The 21,548-nt window shown below is 40.8% G+C and carries 25 protein-coding genes; 16 read left to right on the forward strand and 9 right to left on the reverse strand.

What is annotated here, in order from left to right; all coding sequences use genetic code 11:
- The first annotated feature begins 172 nt into the window (after nt 1–172).
- Both ACP8HG_RS20710 and ACP8HG_RS20715 read left to right on the forward strand, forming a co-directional pair.
- Nucleotides 173–1,444 carry an MFS transporter gene (locus ACP8HG_RS20710; RefSeq protein ID WP_438297829.1) on the forward strand — a complete coding sequence of 424 codons (1,272 nt, stop codon included), beginning with the start codon at nt 173–175 and terminating at the stop codon, nt 1,442–1,444.
- A gap of 55 nt (nt 1,445–1,499) precedes the next feature.
- A complete protein-coding gene (locus ACP8HG_RS20715) occupies nt 1,500–1,736 on the forward strand; it encodes a hypothetical protein (RefSeq protein ID WP_187046664.1) in 237 nt (78 codons plus the stop codon).
- A gap of 35 nt (nt 1,737–1,771) precedes the next feature.
- Here the strand turns inward: ACP8HG_RS20715 and ACP8HG_RS20720 are convergent, their stop codons facing one another.
- Nucleotides 1,772–1,924 (reverse strand): hypothetical protein, encoded by a 153-nt coding sequence (locus ACP8HG_RS20720; RefSeq protein WP_156475954.1) that lies wholly within the window; start codon nt 1,922–1,924, stop codon nt 1,772–1,774.
- A 53-nt stretch (nt 1,925–1,977) separates the two neighbouring features.
- Complete coding sequence (locus tag ACP8HG_RS20725; RefSeq protein ID WP_067205894.1) at nt 1,978–2,181, reverse strand: YheE family protein; 204 nt, start codon at nt 2,179–2,181, stop codon at nt 1,978–1,980.
- Between the two features lie 71 nt (nt 2,182–2,252).
- On the opposite strand from ACP8HG_RS20725, the gene ACP8HG_RS20730 reads away from it, so the two are divergent.
- The 5 genes from ACP8HG_RS20730 to ACP8HG_RS20750 all read left to right on the forward strand — a co-directional run bounded on the left by ACP8HG_RS20730 (nt 2,253) and on the right by ACP8HG_RS20750 (nt 6,764).
- A complete protein-coding gene (locus ACP8HG_RS20730) occupies nt 2,253–2,645 on the forward strand; it encodes a ferritin-like domain-containing protein (protein ID WP_067205897.1) in 393 nt (130 codons plus the stop codon).
- A 63-nt stretch (nt 2,646–2,708) separates the two neighbouring features.
- Nucleotides 2,709–3,866, forward strand: coding sequence for a DUF445 domain-containing protein (locus ACP8HG_RS20735; protein ID WP_335339515.1), 1,158 nt, complete (start codon nt 2,709–2,711; stop codon nt 3,864–3,866).
- Between the two features lie 12 nt (nt 3,867–3,878).
- A complete protein-coding gene (locus ACP8HG_RS20740) occupies nt 3,879–4,226 on the forward strand; it encodes a YlbF family regulator (RefSeq protein WP_067205901.1) in 348 nt (115 codons plus the stop codon).
- A 112-nt stretch (nt 4,227–4,338) separates the two neighbouring features.
- A complete protein-coding gene (locus tag ACP8HG_RS20745) occupies nt 4,339–5,844 on the forward strand; it encodes a coproporphyrinogen III oxidase (RefSeq protein WP_067205904.1) in 1,506 nt (501 codons plus the stop codon).
- Nucleotides 5,845–5,984: 140 nt separating this feature from the next.
- Nucleotides 5,985–6,764 (forward strand): enoyl-CoA hydratase, encoded by a 780-nt coding sequence (locus ACP8HG_RS20750; protein WP_187046665.1) that lies wholly within the window; start codon nt 5,985–5,987, stop codon nt 6,762–6,764.
- A 348-nt stretch (nt 6,765–7,112) separates the two neighbouring features.
- On the opposite strand, the gene mgsA is transcribed toward ACP8HG_RS20750, so the two are convergent.
- Nucleotides 7,113–7,517, reverse strand: a complete 405-nt coding sequence (mgsA, locus tag ACP8HG_RS20755; protein WP_067205909.1) for a methylglyoxal synthase — start codon at nt 7,515–7,517, stop codon at nt 7,113–7,115.
- Between the two features lie 99 nt (nt 7,518–7,616).
- Nucleotides 7,617–7,802, reverse strand: coding sequence for a YhzD family protein (locus ACP8HG_RS20760; protein ID WP_067205911.1), 186 nt, complete (start codon nt 7,800–7,802; stop codon nt 7,617–7,619).
- A gap of 182 nt (nt 7,803–7,984) precedes the next feature.
- Between ACP8HG_RS20760 and ACP8HG_RS20765 the strand changes: the two genes are divergently transcribed.
- The 8 genes from ACP8HG_RS20765 to yhaM all read left to right on the forward strand — a co-directional run bounded on the left by ACP8HG_RS20765 (nt 7,985) and on the right by yhaM (nt 16,877).
- Nucleotides 7,985–8,182 (forward strand): helix-turn-helix transcriptional regulator, encoded by a 198-nt coding sequence (locus ACP8HG_RS20765; RefSeq protein ID WP_067205914.1) that lies wholly within the window; start codon nt 7,985–7,987, stop codon nt 8,180–8,182.
- 2 nt (nt 8,183–8,184) lie between these two features.
- A complete protein-coding gene (locus ACP8HG_RS20770; RefSeq protein ID WP_067205915.1) occupies nt 8,185–8,496 on the forward strand; it encodes a hypothetical protein in 312 nt (103 codons plus the stop codon).
- A 74-nt stretch (nt 8,497–8,570) separates the two neighbouring features.
- A complete protein-coding gene (locus ACP8HG_RS20775; protein ID WP_340741502.1) occupies nt 8,571–9,470 on the forward strand; it encodes an ABC transporter ATP-binding protein in 900 nt (299 codons plus the stop codon).
- The gene (locus ACP8HG_RS20780) at nt 9,463–10,728 is read left to right on the forward strand and encodes an ABC transporter permease (RefSeq protein WP_067205921.1); all 1,266 of its coding nucleotides are present in this window, start codon (nt 9,463–9,465) and stop codon (nt 10,726–10,728) included. The genes ACP8HG_RS20775 and ACP8HG_RS20780 overlap by 8 nt, the downstream gene beginning before the upstream one ends.
- Before the next feature lie 357 nt (nt 10,729–11,085).
- Nucleotides 11,086–11,478, forward strand: a complete 393-nt coding sequence (locus tag ACP8HG_RS20785; protein ID WP_438297836.1) for a hypothetical protein — start codon at nt 11,086–11,088, stop codon at nt 11,476–11,478.
- A 333-nt stretch (nt 11,479–11,811) separates the two neighbouring features.
- Nucleotides 11,812–13,032, forward strand: coding sequence for a metallophosphoesterase family protein (locus ACP8HG_RS20790; RefSeq protein WP_438297838.1), 1,221 nt, complete (start codon nt 11,812–11,814; stop codon nt 13,030–13,032).
- A gap of 9 nt (nt 13,033–13,041) precedes the next feature.
- The gene (locus tag ACP8HG_RS20795; protein ID WP_438297840.1) at nt 13,042–15,942 is read left to right on the forward strand and encodes an AAA family ATPase; all 2,901 of its coding nucleotides are present in this window, start codon (nt 13,042–13,044) and stop codon (nt 15,940–15,942) included.
- Nucleotides 15,939–16,877: a 3'-5' exoribonuclease YhaM gene (yhaM, locus tag ACP8HG_RS20800; RefSeq protein WP_067205928.1), complete on the forward strand. Its 939-nt coding sequence runs from the start codon at nt 15,939–15,941 to the stop codon at nt 16,875–16,877. The genes ACP8HG_RS20795 and yhaM overlap by 4 nt, the downstream gene beginning before the upstream one ends.
- A 909-nt stretch (nt 16,878–17,786) precedes the next feature.
- Here the strand turns inward: yhaM and ACP8HG_RS20805 are convergent.
- Nucleotides 17,787–18,698 (reverse strand): peptidylprolyl isomerase, encoded by a 912-nt coding sequence (locus tag ACP8HG_RS20805; protein WP_067205930.1) that lies wholly within the window; start codon nt 18,696–18,698, stop codon nt 17,787–17,789.
- A gap of 144 nt (nt 18,699–18,842) precedes the next feature.
- Between ACP8HG_RS20805 and ACP8HG_RS20810 the strand changes: the two genes are divergently transcribed.
- Entirely contained in the window at nt 18,843–18,944 is a 102-nt protein-coding gene (locus ACP8HG_RS20810; protein ID WP_082786481.1) for a YjcZ family sporulation protein, read from the forward strand.
- Between the two features lie 84 nt (nt 18,945–19,028).
- Here ACP8HG_RS20810 and ACP8HG_RS20815 read toward each other — a convergent pair whose 3' ends face one another.
- From ACP8HG_RS20815 to ACP8HG_RS20830, 4 genes are all read right to left on the reverse strand, one after another.
- Nucleotides 19,029–19,214, reverse strand: coding sequence for a hypothetical protein (locus tag ACP8HG_RS20815; protein ID WP_067205932.1), 186 nt, complete (start codon nt 19,212–19,214; stop codon nt 19,029–19,031).
- Between the two features lie 60 nt (nt 19,215–19,274).
- The gene (locus ACP8HG_RS20820; RefSeq protein WP_067205934.1) at nt 19,275–19,883 is read right to left on the reverse strand and encodes an HTH-type transcriptional regulator Hpr; all 609 of its coding nucleotides are present in this window, start codon (nt 19,881–19,883) and stop codon (nt 19,275–19,277) included.
- 347 nt (nt 19,884–20,230) lie between these two features.
- Nucleotides 20,231–20,593: a YtxH domain-containing protein gene (locus ACP8HG_RS20825; RefSeq protein WP_067205937.1), complete on the reverse strand. Its 363-nt coding sequence runs from the start codon at nt 20,591–20,593 to the stop codon at nt 20,231–20,233.
- A 349-nt stretch (nt 20,594–20,942) separates the two neighbouring features.
- Nucleotides 20,943–21,467: a tryptophan transporter gene (locus tag ACP8HG_RS20830; RefSeq protein WP_067205940.1), complete on the reverse strand. Its 525-nt coding sequence runs from the start codon at nt 21,465–21,467 to the stop codon at nt 20,943–20,945.
- Between the last annotated feature and the right edge of the window lie 81 nt (nt 21,468–21,548).

The raw sequence follows: 21,548 nt of genomic DNA on the forward strand, positions 1-21,548 counted from the left end.
GACGCTCCAAGTGAAATACTTTTCATTAATGTAAATTAAGCGAAGGCGCCTTACTGGGGTAGCCAAAGCGGGTTGATTGGGATTTTATTTGTGCATTTTTATTGTTGAAAAACTATTCTGAAAGACGTATCTTTAGAGTGACGAAGTATCTCGTATGGAAAGTTGGAGTAGCATGGGGAAATGGTTTGCGGATTGGAAGTTGAAAATATCTTCATTCAATAAAAACGTCAGGCTATTCATGCTAGCGAATGTGCTCATCCAGATCGGCATGGGTGTATTCATGGTCATGTATAATCTCTATATAAAAGAGCTAGGAATGCCTGAAACTATCAATGGAAAAGTTATTTCTATGACGGCGTTGGCATCGGCAATTATGCTCGTTCCGGCCGGATTTCTAAGTGATAAATTCGGTCGGAAATGGATGATTGTTGGCGGTGCAATTTTCGGAGGAATGACATTGTTTTACCGAAGTGTTGCAGTTGCCGAAACACCGATAATTTACGCAGCGTTTCTGACGGGGTTATTCATGGCATTCGTGCAAGTTTCGGGTGTCCCATTTCTCGCCGAAAACTCAAAGCCCGCCGAACGGGTCCATATGTTTAGTATCCACTTCGCCCTCATGACGGTTGCGAATGTTATCGGCAGTTTGCTTGGGGGCGTTATCGCTGACGTACTAGAAGTCCTCTTGGCTCTCGATGCAGCTGATGCGATTCGCTGGGCGCTTCTGACGGGGGCAACCATTTTTATAATTGGTTTACTTCCCTTATTTAAACTTCAAAACAAGCCGCCTGAACCGGTGCAAGTGAAGAAAACGTCCGTTGAAGCTGTGGAAGAAGAGATTGAGAAAGTCGATAGCAGCTTCAGACGGAATATCATTCTGATTTTCCATTTCTCATTTGCGAGTTTGCTGATTGGTTTTGGTTCAGGTCTTGTTGTGCCGTACTTGAATTTATATTTCTCAAACCGATTTGATGCCTCAAATGCATACATTGGTCTTATTTTATCACTTGGATCTGCGATGACGGCGGTAGCTATGCTTATTGGTCCGGCATTAGTGAAAAAGGTTGGGAAAGTGAAAGCACTTATCCTATTCCAAATGCTGTCTATTCCATTTTTACTATTAACAGCCTATACGACATCCCTGTTGTTAGCATCACTCGGATTCCTTATGCGCCAGGCACTCATGAATGCAGGGAATCCGATTCAAAGTGCTATTGCAATGGAAATTGTTGCGGATAAATACAAAGGGCTTGCTAACTCAGTGAACCAAACTGTATTTAATATTGGATGGGCAGCGATGGGGCCTGTAGCAGCGGGGCTTGTTATTGCAAGTGGTTCGTATTGGGGCTATGCCTATGCATTCACAATCACAGCAGGACTCTATGTTGTTTCCTCGACGTACTATTACTTCATTTTTGGCAGAAGAAATTTGTCGCAGGAATAGGGTGTCAGAAAAATCTGGTTAATTAGTGGTATAATAAATAAAAAGGGGTGTTCTTATGGGCATTACCATTATAGCTGTTGTTGCCATTGTATTGGGACTCGGAGGTATGGTGTTGATTGGTTTTGCAATCTACAAGACACTTTTTAATAAGAAGAAGTCAGGAAATATGTTTACGCCTTTTACGCCTTATGACGATATGACGAGGGGAACAAATGACACGAACAGTAATAAGTACTTGGAAGAAGATACAAGGCACGCGGTTGGCATAGAGGAAACGAGAAATGTAGAATAACAAAACTCCCTGCATACAATATGCAGGGAGTTTTGTTATTCACCGCGTCTGGCTTGTGTTTCTTTCCAGGCATTTTGTTCTTCTGGTACTCGACTCTTATCTTCAAAGACATTTTCAGTTTTCTGATCTTGTACTTTTAACTGTTCCTTTTCTTTACGCAACTCTTCAGGGGATTTTTCTTTATTCATACTGCGCCTCCTTAATACGTCATGGAGGACAGTATTCCCGAAGTTTTCACGAATCAATCATAGACGTGAAAAATCATCAATTCATGAATCATTTTTTTCAAATTGTCTTCTTCAGGCGGCGTTTCTCCTGTCCAAACAATGACACCCTCAGGTAAATAGTCACCGGTATACCTCGTATTGCGGAAGAAAAATGAGAATGTCCAACCCGGTAATTGTGTATTGTCAAACATCGGTTTAAAACTGAAATGTTGTAGCATGTAAATAACTCCTCTCATAAGACGCTACCCGACCGCATAATATCAAGAAAAGAAAGCGAAAGGGTGCTGACTTGTTTGTTGATAAATTAAAGCAGGCCATCGAGGATGAGTACAAAGATTATTATTTTTATAAATCAATGCACGACATGACCAATGATCCGCTTTGGCAAGACTTCCTCAGACATATGTATGAAGATGAAAAAAGCCATTATGAAATGTTTCAACAGCTCTATTATATGATGACGGGGACATTTGTACCAAATCCAAAGAGACCGTTGCCTTGTTATAACTTAAAAGAGTGTGTTCAGCGGGCGTTGGTGAGTGAGCTTGAAGCGGTTGAAATGTATAAGGAAATGCTACTAACCGTTCCTTTTCAGCAGGCCTACAATCCATTTTTTATCGCAATGCATGATGAAATGGAACACGCTATTCGCATGTCGACAATGTACAACGCACTAAGATAAGTCTTTGAATTTTTCCGTTCGGTTTAGTTCTGCTATAATTAGGACTTAACGATACGGAAAAAGGTGAAGCATTTGGGTATTTTATGGACATTGTTATTCATGGCTTTTATTGGTGCATTAATCGGGGGACTTACAAATCATCTGGCGATTAAAATGCTGTTCAGGCCACATGAAGCGAAATATATTGGGAAATGGCGTTTGCCATTCACGCCGGGATTGATACCGAAACGGCGCGATGAACTGGCAGTGCAACTCGGTAAGACGGTGACGAATTATTTATTAACACCGGAAACGTTCAGAAAGAAATTATTGACGCCTGACATGGAGAAGAAAGCAGAGGATTTCCTCCAACAAAAACTTGAGCAGCATATCCTTCTCTCTGATAAAACATTGAATGACTGGCTTAATACTGCCGGCGCGATGAATGTTGCAGAGAAAGCAGAGCGGAAAGTGTTGGAAGTACTCGATGCCCAGCTTAACGCCGTTCGTGTAAAAATGACGACGGGATCGGTAGAAGAGGTGCTACCGCAAAAGTGGCGGGTAGAAGCTGCAGGGCGCATTCCAGCCATAACAACCTATATTCTAGGCAGGTCGGAAACCTACTTCGAATCAGATGAAGGAAAAGCAATGTTCCATAAAATGATTGATGATTTCCTAGCATCAAAAGGTACACTTGGAAGTATGGTAAATATGTTTTTTGGAGAATCAGAATCGCTTGTTGTAAAAGTACAGCGTGAAGCACTGAAGTTTGTCGCAGCACAAGGGACGTATGATCTTGTGAACACAATTATACTTAATGAATGGGAAAAGCTTCAAAAACGTCCCGTTGAGGAACTTCTCTCAGGGTTTGATTGGGATGGGTTGTTCAATTCAGTCCGATCTTATGCAGAAAAAGAACTTGTACTGGAAGCTCGCTTGAATAAGACGATACAGGATTATTGGCCTGCAGGGGCGGAATGGACAGCTGTTAATCTGACGCCGGCGCTGACTAGCTTTGCATTCGAACAGGCAGAAAAACAAATGGAGATATCGCTCCACAAACTTAAATTAGATGATATGGTTAGAGAGCAAGTCGATGCGTTTCCAGTTGCAATACTGGAAGATCTAGTGCTCGGAATTTCAAGACGCGAATTCAAGATGATCACCGTACTTGGAGCATTTCTCGGCGGTTTGATTGGAATCGTTCAAGGCCTTATTGTCTTGGCAACAAATTTATCATAGGGGGAACAATACATGACAGTGAATATTTACGATGATTTAAACAAATTGGAAGCAACATTCCGAAAAACTGCAGAGTTTTTAGAAGTACAGCAAGCGGTAGAAGAAGTGAAGGTGGATGACGATGCACTAGCGTTGTTCAAAAACTTCCGTAAAATCCAATTGAGCCTTCAGGAAAAACAGATGCAAGGTGAAGAACCAGTAGCTGAAGAGCTTGAGTATGCTCAAAAGACTGCACAACTTGCGCAGCAAAATCCTAAGATTATGAAAATGCTTGAAGCAGAAATGAAATTGAGTGGCTTGATTGAAGAAGTAAACCGTGTACTGATGAAACCAGTACAACAATTATACGAATCCATCTAAAAACCGGCCTAGGCCGGTTTTTCTTCTTTCACTCCGTAAATTTGCTATAATGATTTTATGTTTATCTAGAGAAAAAACTTCGGTTTTATAAATAGAAAGTTGGGTACTTACAATGCAAAAAATCATCATGAAAGAAAACTACGAACAGGGTTGGATTAGGATGTTTACGCATCTAGCAAACCTTTTCTTTGAACAATCGAAAATAGTCGATGAAGATGAAGAGGGTGCGATACTGGCAAATTTGACGTTGGAGCGGACGCTTGATGGACAACTTGTCGGAAAGGCAATCCTTACATGGGACGGTGTGGAATATTCTGCTGAGTTTTCTGAGATAGAAGAGACGGACGATGATAAAGCGATTACCCGCCAGTTAAAGCGGATTTATTCACACGTTTTCCTTGAAACGCTTGAACAAGCAACAGGGATGCATCAATCGTGGGGAATTCTGACAGGGATTCGCCCGATGAAACTGTACCATAAATATCGCCACGAAGGACACAGTACGGAAGAGGCCCAGCAATTGTTAATGAATCGCCATCGGCTCTCGAGCGAAAAAAGCGAACTTCTAGCAAAAATAGCGAATGTGCAGTTGCGAACGGTGCCTGATTTACACGAATTAAAAAATGAAGTAAGTATTTATATAGGCATTCCATTTTGTCCGACGAAATGTGCGTATTGCACATTCCCAGCCTATGCGATTAATCGAAAAAATGGACGAGTCGAAACATTCTTAGACGGATTGCATGAAGAAATCCGAGAAATGGGAAAATGGCTGACAGAGCGAGACATGGCCATTACGACGATTTACTTCGGTGGAGGAACTCCGACATCTATAGAAGCGGAAGAAATGGATGCGCTATATGAAACGATGTATGCTTCATTCCCTAATATGGATAAAGTCAGAGAAGTAACGGTAGAGGCAGGTCGTCCTGATACGATTACGCCCGCTAAAATCGAAGTTCTGAAAAAATGGGGTATTGACCGGATAAGCGTCAATCCGCAATCCTATACAGATGAGACACTAAAAGCAATCGGTCGTCACCATACTGTTCAAGAAACAGTCGATAAGTTCTGGTTGTCACGCGATATGGGCATGAAGAATATTAATATGGATCTCATCATCGGTTTGCCAAATGAAGGAATGGAAGAATTCAAGCATTCACTTGCAGAGACTGAAAAAATGCAACCTGAATCGCTGACAGTTCATACATTGTCATTCAAACGGGCATCTGAAATGACTCGTAATAAAGACAAATACAAAGTTGCTAATCGTGAAACAGTCGAGCAGATGATGAAACTCGGAGAAGAGTGGAACGCTGCAAATGGCTATGAACCGTACTATTTATACCGTCAAAAGAACATTTTAGGCAACTTGGAAAACGTCGGGTACGCAAAGCCTGGTGAAGAAAGTATCTATAACATCGTTATTATGGAAGAGGTACAGACGATCATTGGAGTAGGTTGTGGGGCTTCAAGTAAGTTCATTGACCCTGAAACGGGGAAAATTACGCAGTTCTATAATCCGAAAGATCCGGCAGCTTATATTCTGACGTATGAGGATTCAATCGTGAAGAAGCTCGCTCATCTTGACGCGATTTTTCCAGAGATGGTTAAGTAGAAAAGCGCAAGTGCCTTGATAGACCCTACTCTAGGTAGAAAAACGTATACTTTCTTAGCTCTTAAATAAAGGGTTTACTGAAAAAACACCGAATCTAAGAAGTGAATGGTAATTCATTTCTTACGAAGGGGTGTTTTTTTATGTATACAACTGTCGAATTAAAAAAAGAGGGACGCCTTGCGCATCTTACGTTGAATAGGCCTGCGTCGATGAACGCGATGGATAGTGTCATGATGAAGGAACTAGCAGATGTTTTCGAGGAATTGAAAAGCGATGTGTCAGTTCAAGTTTTGGTAATCCAAGGGGCCGGTCGTGCATTTTCTGCGGGTGGGGATATTAAAGCGATGTTAAATCCGGATAGCCCAATGGATATTGGTAGCGTAATGGTAGACGTGTCACGTCTTGCGAAGGCACTTTATACATTACCGCAAGTTACGATTGCGGTCGTCCATGGTGCGGCGGCAGGACTTGGATTTAGCCTTGTACTTGGCTGCGATTATATTATTGCGGAAGAGGATAGTAAACTTGCGATGAACTTTATCGGCATTGGTCTAATTCCGGACGGAGCAGGTCATTTCTTCTTGAAAGAACGCGTAGGTGTGCCTCAAGCGAAAAGCCTTATTTGGTCAGGTAAAGTGATGAATGGTCAAGAAGCACTTGAAAAAGGGCTAATCGATGAAGTGACTGCGCAAGGTACTGGTGCTGAACGCGGCGAAGCGTTTGCTCATAAACTGCTTGCGTCGCCGATTGCAGCAATGATTGCATCGAAAAATATTCTGCACGCGCAAAAAACGAAAGAACTTGAAAGCGTATTGGCAATGGAAAGCGAAGCACAAGTGGCAATGCGGAAAACAGCAGATCACCTAGAAGGTATTCAGGCATTTGTAGGGAAACGTAAGCCAGAATTTATAGGAAAATGATTTTTATGTAATATGGACACTGTTTTAGGGGTGAGTTTTTACGCCATCCTGAATCAGTGTCTTTTCTTGTACTAGACATTTTGTGCGATTAACATGTGGCGGTCATAACACGGCTGATGCCGGTCATAATGGAAGTCGTGGCGAGCATAACAGTGCTCATGGCGGTCATAACTGCACCTATGGCGAGCATAACAAGCTCCATGGCGGTCATAAGGAAGAAAGGAAATCAACAATTTGATCCAGCGCTTGCAGTCTGAATCAGCCTGCGTAATTAAAAAAGTACCAAGCATGCATCCGTTGAATAAAAGGATCAGTGCTTGGTACTTTTTATTTTATTTTGAAATGAACTTACTTATATTTATCAAGCATTTCACGCCACGAAAAGTACCCTTTTTCAACAGCGCGAAGTAACAGCTCAGCCGTTGCAATATTCGTAGCGAGTGGGATGCCATAGACATCACAAAGGCGTAATAACGCACTGACGTCGGGTTCATGTGGTTGAGCAGTTAGTGGGTCACGGAAAAACAAGATTAAGTCCAGCTCGCCAGTTGCAATCATTGCACCAATTTGCTGATCACCACCCAAAGGTCCCGAATTAAGTCGGGTTACAGATAAATTGGTTTCGTCCATAATTCTTTTTCCCGTTGTACCGGTAGCAAATAATGTGTATTGCGAAAAGATATATTCGTAGGCAATTGTGAAATTTACCATTTCATTTTTCTTTTCGTCATGGGCAATTAATGCGATTTTCATTTCTCAACACCCTGTCTATTTGTATGATGGAAATGCTTTGTTTCTGTTTAGGATTACATAATAAGTGAAGGGAAGTAAACATCTGAAGTGCAATTTTATTTAGGAATGGAACAATATTAACTTACCTGCCGGAGATGCAAGGCGATGTGTCTTTTCAAGAAGACCCTTATCCTCAAGCATTACTTGGCCTTTTTCTTTTGCTGCTTCGTCCGTTTCAGCTGTGAATGTATCTTCTGTAATTAATTCCCCCGTTGGTTCAAAAGCTGTTAGTTTATATGTTCTCACATAATTCACCCTTTCCACTCTATTTCATTCATTATACTATGAAAAATTCTAAAAGGAAATTTGTAAAGGTTACTTGACATCTTGAGTATGGTAAAGTAACCTTTACGTAAAGCAACCTTTACAATAGTCGGTGTCTAGACTCCGGGTGCCCTGCGCTTTTCGTATGAAAGGGGAGCATTGAAATGAATAACTTGATAAAGGAAATGCGGACTGCGATGGGGCTAACGCAAGATGATCTGTCGGAGAAACTGGAAGTTTCGAGACAGACGATTATTTCTCTCGAAAAAGGTAGATATAACCCATCACTGACATTAGCGTTCAAACTTGCGAAGTTATTCAATTGTCGCATTGAAGATATTTTTACACCAGAGGAGGATTGAAAATGTACGAAGGGTTTAATATATGGGTATTTCTTGCAGGGCTGCCGCTTGCTGTAGTCATTATTTTCATTACTATGTTAATAAATCGGAAAAGGGGAAAGAAAGAACGATGGTTTGACGAACGATATAGAACGATTCATCAACATGCCCGTTCAATTTCGTGGTGTGCGACAACCGTTGCGATACTCATTGCTTGGGCAGTTATCATTATTGTTGAAGGACCGCAACTTGCATTTTTCATTCTAACGGGAATTTGGGTAGTGCACATGGCGTCGTATGCGATTGGTACAGCAATCGCCAGTAGTAAAAACTGAAAAACAAAAAAAGTGAAACTTCAGAGTGCTAGATACGTATAGTTAATATTGGGTAAAACGAAAGGGGTAATCAAATGTCATTGCTACTTGAAAATGTAACGAAACGATTTGGAGATTTCACGGCGGTTGATGATTTGACGCTGTCTGTAGGTAAAGGCACGATGTACGGTTTTCTTGGAGCGAACGGTGCAGGTAAGACGACGACATTTCGGATGATTCTTGGTCTATTAAATGCGAATGAAGGACGGATTACGTGGAATGGGAAACCGATTTCTTACGCAACAAGTCCTGAGATTGGTTATTTACCGGAGGAACGCGGCCTTTATCCGAAAATGAAGGTGGAAGAGCAACTGATTTTTCTAGCACAATTACGTGGTATGACAAAGTCTGATGCCAAGACAGCTATGAATAAATGGCTGGAACGAATGGAAATCACTCACTATGCCAATAAAAAAGTTGAAGAACTATCAAAAGGAAATCAACAAAAAATCCAAGTAATTGCATCTCTCATGCATAATCCTCAACTGTTAATTCTAGATGAGCCATTTTCAGGGTTGGACCCGGTAAACGTTGAGATGTTGAAAGAGGCGATAATTCAATTTCGTAATGATGGTGCAACTATCGTATTCTCGAGCCACCGCATGGATCATGTCGAAGAATTGTGTGAGCAACTTAGTATCATCGATAAAGGTAAGCAAATCGTTAGCGGGACACTCCGCGATGTGAAGCGGTCATATGGCAAGCAGAACGTACGCATAAATTCAGACAATGATTTAGCACATCTGAATGCGATTGCAGGTGTTACATCTGTCCATAAGTCGGTTGAAGGGGCACTTTACCAGGTCGAATCTGAACAAGTTGCCAATGATTTGTTGACGGCAGCATTAAAGTCGGGCCCGATTCGTCATTTTGGGATTGAGGAACCTTCGCTACAAGACATTTTCATCGAAAAGGTGGGGAAACAGCATGCGTGAATTCATGATCATTTTTAAACAGGCATTTACGACGAAAGCGAAAACGAAATCGTTCATTATAACAACATCCATCATGATTGCGGCGGTTTTCCTTTTTGCTAACATGGAAAAAATCATTGATACCGTTAAAGGTGCCACGGGCGGAGATAAAGATTCGGCGGAAGTGCTGCAAGTACTCGATGAAAGCGGTGTTCTTGCGGAGCGGTTGAAAATGCAACTAGAGTCAAATGAATCAGGTATTAAGGTAGAACTGTCCAGTAAATCGGAAAATGCGCTTACAGAACAAGTGAAAGAGGGAGAAATCGATTCGTTCGTGACGCTTGGACTTGATGACACAAATACAATTCAAGCGAACTACATCTCGATGAGTGCCATGGACTTTTCTCTTCCAATGATGCTAGAAGAAGCACTTAAGTCGATTCAAACGGAAATGAAAGCGGAGGAGCTCTCACTGTCTGGTGAGCAAGTACAGACACTATTCGCACCTATCCAATTTGAACAGCAATCTGTATCTCCGTCAGCGAAATCACAAGAAGAATTGAGCCAGGCACGTGGTCTCGTCTATGTACTCATGTTTCTTATTTACTTTGCAGTCATCGTATATTCAAGTATGATCGCGACAGAAGTTGCGGCGGAAAAATCATCGCGTGTGATGGAAATTCTTATCTCAAGCGTATCACCTGTTAAACATATGTTTGCAAAAGTACTTGGCATTGGATCGCTTGGTCTTTTGCAAATGGTATTATTGGGTCTGGCAGGATATATTGCATTGAAAACAACAGGTTCTGAAATGGCAGATGGCTTCTTTTCTGTCTTCGGCTTTTCGAATATGAATGTGGGAACGCTTGTCTATGCGCTAGTTTTCTTCCTGTTGGGCTATTTCCTCTTCGCGACGCTGGCAGCTCTTCTTGGCTCACTTGTCAGCCGCACGGAAGATGTACAGCAGATTATCATGCCAATGACGTTGCTAATCGTGGCAGGGTTCATGATTGCGGCAACTGGGCTAGGAAATCCTGAAATGGCCTATATAAAATATGCTTCGTTTTTCCCGTTCTTTGCGCCACTCGTCATGTTCTTGCGCGTTGGTATGTTGGAGTTACCAGTATGGGAACCGCTATTGTCAATTGCGATTATGCTTGTGACAATTTTCCTTTTGGGCTTCTTCGGAGCACGTGTTTACCGCGGCGGTGTGCTCATGTACGGACCGTCTCGTTCGCTGAAAGATATTAAAAAAGCAATCCAGCTCGGAAAAGAATAAGTGAGATATAGAAAGACTCTGATTAATTCGTAACGGGTTCGGTACATGGGTGAAAACGTTAAAAATCATGGCATATGGGGACGCAATTCGCACATGAATTGGTGTCCCCATTTTTGTTGTTGTATCAACGTTTAAGGAGGATATCGATAGTAAATCGCATTAAAATTGGTTGGTGGAATTGTTTCCTTGGAAACAATTTTGAAATAATTGTAAACGTCGAAGAGAACAAGGTATTTTGTGCTAAAATAGATTATAAGAGGACGGCTTATTAGACAAACGAGCCAAAATAATGATTGTTTTATTAAAATTATTTGAAGGGATTGTGAAAAGTTGAGAAGACTTTTAGTCCCAATCTTAGTGATTGGTAGCATTTCGTCTGGGTGTAGTAATGATGAAGTATCTTTTTCAGAAGTAAGTATAGATAAAGTGAAAAAGGATGTAAAAGATTTTATTTTGCATATAGAAACTTCCGAAAGTAATAAGGGTAATGGCATTTATATGTTCAATGATTCAGAAAAAAATCACTATCTGTATCTTAATCAAGACTTTTTGGAAAGCAAAAATGGTTTTGGGAGTTTGGATATCAAGGTCGATGATAATTCTTGGAACTTATATTTAAGCGAAGGTTCTGAAGTAACGGAGTTAGTAGACGAATATAAATTATACAAAATAAAGTTGAATGAGGAATATGAATACATGAAAGTATTTAAAAATGGTGAGGAAACATATTTTCAGACAATAGGTGCATAAAAGAATTAAAGCAACTCTTGTACTAAACTAGACACGATTCTAGCATAAAGGCACTGCTCGTATTCAATAAATGGGTGCGATTGTGAAACAAGTGATATGAAATTTATATTAGGAAATACGGTAAGTAAAAAACGCACAGGCTTAATAGTCTGAGCGTTTTCTTTTGCTTTTTCTATTGTTAATTCATATTTATAACATATGCTAAATCGGTTGTTATTTGACTTGTTATTGTCGATTTTCTCCCCATCAACCGAACCCGTTAATTAAATCGCAGAGTCTTTTTATTTATGCTAAAATAAGAACAAGTATTCGTTTAGTGAAGGAGGGACTAACTTGTCAACAATCCGATTTATCCACACAGCCGATTTGCATCTCGACAGCCCGTTCAAAGGCATGACTGGCTTACCAACAGATCGCCTGAATAATTTACGTGACAGTACCTTTGCAGCATTTACTAAGTTGATTGAGCACGCAGTCAAAACGAAACCGGATTTCATGTTAATCGCGGGTGATATTTACGATGGGGAAGATCGGAGTTTACGTACGCAGATGAAGTTTCGGGAAGGGATGGTGCAGTTGGATGCGGCCGGCATTCCGGTATTCATTTCACACGGCAATCACGATCATCTTAGTGGAAGGTGGACTCGATTTGACTTGCCGTCGAATGTATATGTTTTCGATGAGCATGTTGAAACAGTGCGTCTGACCGTGGATGGTCAAGAAGTGTTGATTTCTGGGTTTAGTTATAAGGAAAGGCATATCCGTGATAAAGTGATTGACCGTTATCCTGTAGCTGAAGATCAGGATGCGATACATATTGGGATGTTGCACGGTAGCTTAGCGGGTGATGAAACACATGCCGTTTATGCGCCATTCACTAAAAATGAGTTGCTAGCTAAGCGGTATGATTACTGGGCGCTCGGGCATATCCATGTGAGGCAACAGCTGCATGAATCTCCACCAATCGTTTATCCGGGAAATTTACAGGGGCGTCATCGCAATGAGCGTGGTACAAAGGGGTTCTATGAAGTTGAACTCTCGAAAACAACAGCATCTCTTCATTTCATCCCGGCATCAGCAATTGTCTTTGATAGACTCGAATTGCCCTGTGCAGGAATGAGTCATGCGAATGAGTGGCTGACGGCATGTTCGGAAGTGCTAGAGTTATTTAAAGAGCACAATGGTGCGGGAATTGTGGAGCTGTTGCTGACTGATATCGATCGTGAAGCTGCGAATCTATTCAGTCAATCGCCGGAGGGAGAATGGTTGGAGGTCCTGCGTGATTATGTGGATGAAAGCGAACCCTATGTCTGGGTGCAGAAGATTACATTTGCGAGTCAGTTGAATCCATCTATGGCATCAAGTGCACTGATGCAATCAGTTGCTGGGATGATTGATGGTTGGACGACGGAAGACTGGAAGGATGTTTTAAAAGATGTTTACCAGCATGCGCGTGGCGTCAAATATCTGGATGTTTTGACTGCAGATGAAATAGATGAAGTGAAAGCCGGAGCAACAGCATTGTTGGCGGCGGAAATGTCAGGAATGGAATGAGGTGTTTACATGAAAATTGAAAAACTAAACATTTATGGATTTGGAAAACATGAAAATGTCACGGTGGATTTTGGACAAGGGATCTCTGTAGTTTATGGATTGAATGAAGCTGGGAAAACGACTATTCAGCAGTTCATTCTGCATATCTTATTTGGATTTCCACCAAAAAATAATGCGCATTTACGCTACGAACCGAAATCGGGCGGCAAGTACGGTGGGCAAGTTCATCTTATAGATGAAACATATGGGAAATGCATCGTTGAACGGATCCGTGGAAAATCTGCTGGTGATGTTACTGTCTATTTCGAAGATGGAACGAAGGGCGGAGAAGAGCAATTGAACACGCTACTTCGCCAGTATGACCGTGCTTCATTCGAATCCATTTTTTCATTCTCTTTGTTACAGTTGCAGGGATTTGAAAAAATGGATGAAGACGAATTAAGCAGGACACTTCTTGCTTCGGGGACTACTGGTGTTGACTCTTTGTTGCAGCTAGGAAATCGAATGGAAAAAGAACTGGGGGATTTGTTCAAAAAGTCGGGAAGAATTCCGGAGATGAACGTCAAGATCATGGAACTTCGGGAATTGGAAATAGAGTTGAAAGAAGAGCAGGAAAAAGTGGGAGAATATGCACCCTCGATTGAACGAATACGGGAAATCGATGACTTGCTTACAGAGTTGCGAGGACAGGAAACGGAACTTATGCAAGAATCACAGAAGCTCGCTCTCGTGCGACAGCTACTCCCCCTTCATCAAAAGAAACAAGCATTGGATGCAAGACTATCGCAATTAAGTGGAATAACCTTTCCAGCAGATGGTATCAGGCGCTATGAAATGCTTGCGGGGAAGTTAACGGAAGCCGAAGCTACTAAACGACGATTGGAAGAGGAATTAGCAGAGCTAATGACACGAATGCCTGAACAGCACGAATTTGAACGCATTGCTGAACTTGAAATTTTACTGGCGAAAGAAACAGAGTGGCATAGATGGCAAACAGCGGTTACTTTTGAAGAAGAAAACGTGAGTCAGCAAACTAGTTCAAAGAGACGTCTGCTCGATAGACTTGGTGTCAAAGGGCTTGAAGCGGAAAATACTATTTTGGATGCAGATGTTTCAATCCAAAAGGAAGAACAGATGCACAAAATTATTCAAGAACTTACTGAAGGCGATCAGCAAATTGGCTTTGTGAATCGCCAACTCATCCAAGTGGAAAATGAGTTAGCTGATACGGAAACTGAAATTGGTGGAATTGAACGCACTGCACCTGCCGTAGAGGAATTAGAACGTGTACAGCAGTGGCCTAAAATTCGTCAGCAACTTGCTGAAGCGAAAGCCTATATTTCACTAAGCAGAAGACCGGTTGAACAGAAATCACTGATGATACCTGCACTTCTTGTCGTACTTGCTGTCGCGTTCATCGTTTTCGGTTTCATCCAAAAAGAATGGTTCATAATTATAGCTGGTGTTATTGTTATAGGATTAGGTATTCTAATTTATTCGAAAAAACAGCATCAAACGCCGGATTCAGCAAAACTGAAGCAGATGGAAAAAATCATTGCCGCATATGATGGAAATGAGCATCAAATGGAAGAACTGACAGACCGAATTGGCATGTATAAGCGCAAGAAAGAAGATTTACAAGAAGCGTTTATGGTACTTGAAAGGAAATTTCAATCGTTGACATCCGAGCTTGAAAATACCTATAGCAATAGACGGAAAATCGAATTGGAACTGGTCGATTTTTTAGGACTTTATGGTTTCGATGAAATACCTTCAACCGGGATTATCCCGGAATTATTCCGTATGATTCGAGAAGTTCAGGAAGTTACTAGAGAGTTGAATGATGCCTTGTTACGGCGACAAACGATTCAACAACAGATTGCTGTGAGGTTAGCAGAAGCTGAAAAAATAGTGCGGAAATTTGCACCACAAGAAACAGTTTATGAGATGCTGAGAAGGGAATTCATTCACCTAAATGAACAGGCAGAAACAATCAGGTCATTGACAGTTGCTTTGGAACGCAAAGAATCAGCGCTGAAAGAGACATCCAGCCTTGTAAACTCGTTGCTGGAAAAAGTGCAGGCTCTGCTTGCTGAAGCAGCAGTAGAAACGGAAGAGGCCTTTTACGCCGCATACAATAGCCACCAGGAAGCGTTTCGTTTAAAGGGGCAACTTGAGGATGTCAATGCTCAATTAGCATCATATGGCCCTCTTGAATTGCCTGATGGCGTTGTGGATGAAGAGTTGCGAAAAAAAGTGAATGATATTAGCGGAACACTATCGTCGATTAGCGAGAGGCTAAATGTCTTAATCAATGACAAGGCGGCGCTTGTTAACAAAACGGAACGACTACTGACAGATGAAAATTACGGTCGTAAACTGCAACACTTCGAAATGAAAAAATCGGAGCTCGCAGAACTCGTAAAAAAATGGTCTGAGCGCAAAGCGATTACTGAAGCAATCAGACGAACGATGTCGGAGTTGAAAGAAAAGAAATTGCCAGAAGTACTTGAAGCGGCAGAAAAAATGTTCTGTGAACTGACGGGTGGGAATTATGAATCACTGAGTGTAACGGAGACGGGTCATTTCGAAGTAGTAGCGAAAAATGGAATGCGTTATCCCATTGTAGAGCTGAGCCAGGCTACAAAAGAGCAAGCCTATATTTCACTTAGATTGGCGCTTGCGGCATCTATAATGAATACGGCACCTTTTCCATTAATGTTGGACGATCCATTCGTTCACTTTGACGAAGAGCGACTTTCGCGTATGATTGAACTACTAGACAATCTACAAAACAAGCATCAGTTCATTTATTTTACATGCCACGAAGCGATGAAGGATAAATGGCAGGGGGCAACAATACTAAACGTTTCCGATATCGGAAGCGAACAGGGAGCGATGGTCTTATGAAGAAAATTGCAGAATATAATGCAGGTGAGCCGTTTGATCTTTTCTTGCTAATTAAGCAATCAACAAAAGGAGTTACCACACAAGGTAAACCGTTTATGACGCTTATTTTGCAGGATAAAAGTGGGGATATTGAAGCGAAGTTATGGGATACAACAGATGAACACGCGAAAACATATGCCGCAGCATCGATTGTCAAAGTTGGCGGGGAAGTACATGAATACCGTGGGAAAAATCAGTTGCGCATTAAAAGTATACGTCCCGTAAAAGAGGATGAAGGGGTGGCGATTGCCGACCTAGTTCCGTCATCGGCAACAAGTAAAGAAGTGCTATACGAAGAGCTGATGCAGTATTTCTTTGAAATGCAAAATCCACAAATCCAACGAATTACGCGTCATTTATTGAAAAAGCATCAGACAGCTTTCATGACGTACCCTGCTGCGACAAGAAATCACCATGATTATGTATCGGGTCTTATTGATCATGTTGTTTCCATGCTGAAACTTGGAAAATCGTTAGCGGATCTGTATCCATCACTCAATAAGGATTTATTGTACGCGGGAATTATCTTGCATGATGTTGGGAAAGTAATTGAACTTTCAGGTCCAATTGCAACTCAATACACGATTGAGGGGAATCTGCTAGGTCATATTACGATTATGGTCAATGAAATTTCAAAAGCGGCTGACGAACTTGAAATTACAGGTGAAGAAGTTATGCTGTTGCAACATATGGTTTTATCTCACCACGGTAAGGAAGAATGGGGAAGCCCGAAACGTCCAATGCTGAAAGAAGCGGAAATTCTTCATTACATCGATAACATTGATGCGAAGATGAATATGTTGGATCGTGCACTTGGCAAGACGGCTCCTGGTGAGTTCACTGAAAGAATTTTCCCGCTGGATAACAGGTCATTTTATAAACCATCAATTGACTAACCAGTAAATAACGTAATCAACCACAAGGCGCTCCAAGTACAGTTGTTTTAGATCGCTTTGGATTGAACGATTTCTACACCATTACCGTGATATCTTAATCTATAGGGATGCGACTTTGTCGTATCCCTATAGATTTTTTCGGTAATCGAATGGTGGTCATTCATCCGTCGCCCTTCTAAGACACAAGTACACGAAGTGCTAAAGCTTTTTGGGATGAAAGAATAGTTGGTTCTTATCTGGGTAAAGGCCGCCAAAGATACAATTTTGGCGGCTCACTCCTTCTTTATGGTTTTTTCTTTTTTATTGTCTAGAAGGTTATAAAATCTCGTACCCTGGATGAGTTAGAACATTGAGATTTTACGTCTAGACACTAGTACTTTAGATCTTTTAAGGAAGTGTCAATTTCTACAGGATATCACATGTTGCCAAGCCTGATTTTGCTAAGAGTAAGTAAGGAACGCATTGTAGAAAATGCAAGCGTGCCCGAAATTGTATCTTCGGGCACTTATACCTTCTGTGAAAAGTTATCTATTCTTATTTTCCGAACAATTGCAATTTTTACTAGAACGTTGTAGGTACGAGACAGGCAACTAATGGCAACAGAATTATCGAAAAGGGGGTGGCTAGAAGTGACGAAGTCACTTCTAGCCACCCTTGTCCCACGATAAAAATGTAGTGATTAGTTTAGCCGAAAGCGAGCCGGAAACGTACTAGTCCAAATGAAGACTTTTGCACCTACCTTACCAGTATCTTATGCAAGAAAATGGTTAATCAACAGACGTGGAATAACATATATTGAACTAGCAAACACCTCCGAAGGTCAGGCGTCTTTCGGAGGTGTTTGTTTGTACGTTTAAATACCCCAATAAAAAAAGACCCCTGAAAAGGAGTCTTGAATTGTTATTAGTATTACTTAGTTTCTTTTTCTGTTTCTGCTTCTTTTTCTACTTTAGGTTCTTCCAAGAATACATCAAGTGCTGATTTCAAATCTTTATCTTCAACTTTTACATCAGCATCTTTCATTAGCTTAGATACTTTCGGGATAATTGTACTTGGATCTGCTTTCTCAAGTTGTATTTCTTTAGTGAGTTTTTCTTTCTCTTCTTTAGTCATTTCCTTAGCTTCGATGTCACGTTTTTCTGTAACTTTAATAATGTGGAACCCGTGTTCCGATTGGACCGGCTCACTGATTGTGTTCACTTCAAGTGCATATGCAGCATCCCAGAATTCTTTGACCATTTTACCGTAGCCAAACCACCCAAGATCCCCACCGGATTCTTTTGCAGCCGGTTCAGTCGAATTCTTTTTCGCTACTTCAGCAAAATCAGCTCCGCCTTCAAGTTCCTTTTTGACTTTAAGTGCAGTCTCTTCATCCGCAACTAGGACGTGTTTGGCATTCAATTCTGTAGCCATCATTTTAACGCGCTCTTCGATTTCCTTATCTGTTACTTCAACGCCATCAGTAAGAGCCGCTTCTTGTAACATGTTGATACGAAGGATTTTTTTCAAGCTCTTCTCAGTGTGACCTTGTTGAGCGATATAAGCATCGAAACCTTCACCTAATTGTTCTTTCATTTCATTGATTGCTGTATCAACTTGCTTATCAGAGATTTTATATTTTGCATCTAATACTTTTTCAAGGACGAGTAGTTGTAATGTTTGTTCACCTTGAGCATCCTTCATTTCGTTATAAAGTTCACTTTGTGTTACATTTCCGGCTTTTGATTTGACAAGAACTTCATCACCGGCATTCTTGTCGCTGCACGCTGAAAGTGCAAGTACAGATGCGGCCATTGTAAGTGCTAAAATAGTTTTTTTCATTTTGAAATCTCCCCTAACTTTTATGTGCAACAGTAGACACTATACCATAAAAACGTATCTAAAACAAAAAGGTTCCCCTAGAATATACTGCCTACAACGAGCCAATTGTTTTGCATAGGATACATAGAGAGAGGGGGTGCTCCTATGAGCGGATATGACCAAGGTTCCCATGGTACTTCGGGATTTGCGTTGATTGTTGTTTTGTTCATTTTATTAATCATTGTCGGTGCAGCCTTCCTGAATTAATTCCAGAAAAGCTCAAGGCGTTAGGCGCTGAGGGTATCGATAATGGAAAAAGTCCATTTCCCGTAAAAAAGGGAATGGACTTTTTTATACTTGTAACAGAATCTCGACGTAAAATGACACGATTAAAATGGTTACAAGAACGTTAACGGTTGTGTATATTTTCTGTTGCTTCTCTTCAGGGATTTCCTTAGATTCGCATAGTGCATACGTCATTTTATTGATTTGAAACAGATATAATAACGAGAACAGAATTGTAATAATAAGGATCAAATCTATTCCTCCTCTTTAACTTCCCAAGGCAATCATAGCAGAAGTCCTTCTAAAATGAAATTAATTTTCCTCTGCGCTAAATACTGGGTTTTTAAGTTCTTCGTTACTTTTCGTATGATTAATAGCCATCATTTCACCGGTGGAGTCATCATATGATTCTTTGATTTTCTCAAAGCCGCGCTCAAATATTTCCATAAAATCTTCCCCATAAATATTTCGGACAACGGACATTACTTCGAGAAATTCTGGGAACTTTCCGTAAAGGTCTTTAATAGGGAGTGATCCCTCTAAAATATCATGTTTAGAATCATAGTAGTTCATGTTCATCTCGAGTATCAGTTTTTCCCCTTCTTCTGTAACTTCAACATATGTATTTCTTCTGTCATCATCTTTTTTATAAAACCGTAAATAATTACGTTCTTCTAGCTTCTTCGAAAAGTTGAAAGCTGTCGAAACATGCATGACTCCAAATTTAGCGATGTCAGAAATGGTTGCGCCTTGAAGATGGTAAGAAATCCATAAAATATGATGCTCATTAATATTCAAGTCATAAGGTTTTATCCACTGCTGCCAATCTTTTTCTACTGCTTTCCAAAGAGCTTTAGACATCTGTGCAACCCTTTGACTGAAAATCATTGCTTCTTTCGGAGAGTACTTTTGCTCTGACATTGGAAACACCTTCTTTCTATATTTTCCCGCTTCTTTTATTATAGCAGGAAAGCAAAGAAGAGAAAAGTAAAAATTGTGAAAAAGCTTTCGATTCAATAATAATATTTGGGGAAATGGGTATGAAAATAAGGAATGCGGCCGTATCCACTAGTTAAAACCTATATAATGTAGGTCTCTCGTGGAGGGTTGACTGCATTCCTTACTGGTGGATAGTATTTACTTTTAACTTTTTACTTGAATTAGCATTCAACCCCAGCTTTTATAAGTGGGAACAAATTCCCTGCTGGTCCAAGCCTCCGAGGGATATTACAAATTTTGGACGCAATTACGCCTAGGCATAATTGACATTACTTTTGCTGTTTTGCGAAGTTCTGCTCAAGCTCTTCAATAGCGGTTTGGATTGCTGCAATTTCTTTTTCCATGCGTTCCCGATTAGATTCCGTTGATTGTTGCCACTGATCTACTGAACCTTTAATTCCATCAATTGCTGTTGGAACTGTTTCTTTTGCTTCTTTCGTAAGGTGGGAAATGGACTCTTTTAAATCATCGACTTTTACTTTTACATCTTTGAACAAAAATTTCATGTCGCTTGAAGCATCCCTGACGGATGTCCGAAGTTGACTTCCCGATTGGGGAGTCGAATACAATACCGTAACAGCAGCTGCAACTGAACCTGCTGCGAGTCCGATGAAAAATGTAGATGCTTTCATTGTATAATACACTCCTTCCTGTTATGAATAGTATTCCTTACTCTAGTTTTATTAAAACATTTAAAAAGTGCCTGAGCAATAAAAACAAGCGCAAGTGACCTGTTTAGACGCTACTTTATATTTTAAACTACATGTGTTGAGTAACCAGTAAATGACTGCTTACTCCTTTTCTATAGCATTTCCTTTTCGAATTAGGGGCAGTGTCACTTTCAATATAGCGTAGCACTGTTACTTGTATGATCTTTTCTTTAGTAAAAGCGGAGGGGTGCCCGAAATTTCATCTTCGGGTATATTATACAGGCGACAAAAAAAGCTCTCCTCGTGGAGACGGAAAGCTTTCGCTAAAATTTCAATTGGAAAATGCAGTTTTAAACGAGGAGCGTTTGACCAAGCCCTTAACAATCGGGTATATCAAGAAAAATGCAATTCCGTTCATCGCAACAGCTGGAAGTACAACCCCCAAGAACAAACCACCGAACGGTAAATCTACTCCAAGAATGAAAATGGCGATTGAAAGGAAGATGCTTCCTGACAATACAGTTCCAATACCTGCGACAACAGTGGAAGCAATCAAGTTACCTGTAACTTTTTTTAGTGAGATAATAATAGCGTAGATTACGAATGCGGTAATGAACTTATCAATTACATTGGGGATGAATCCGCCAGGGAAATTTGAAAAAATACCTGATATAATACCTGTTGTTCCAGCAAGTAACAAAACATTGCGTACTTCAGGGAACAGGAATATGCTGATAAACATCATTGTCAGCATGAAATCCGGTTTCATTCCTCCAGCAATCGGGGGAATAATCAGGTAAAGTGCAGCACCTACAGCAGTCAATAAAGACATTAACACAAGACTTTTCGTTTTCATTTCTAATCTCTCCTCGGCTCATCTAGTATTTTGTGTTTTTCCTGTCGTATCCTCATGATCGACAGCGAAAAACTTATTATG

Origin of the sequence: Sporosarcina sp. FA15 (genome assembly GCF_051550195.1) — a bacterium.
In the GTDB taxonomy this organism is placed as follows: domain Bacteria; phylum Bacillota; class Bacilli; order Bacillales_A; family Planococcaceae; genus Sporosarcina; species Sporosarcina psychrophila.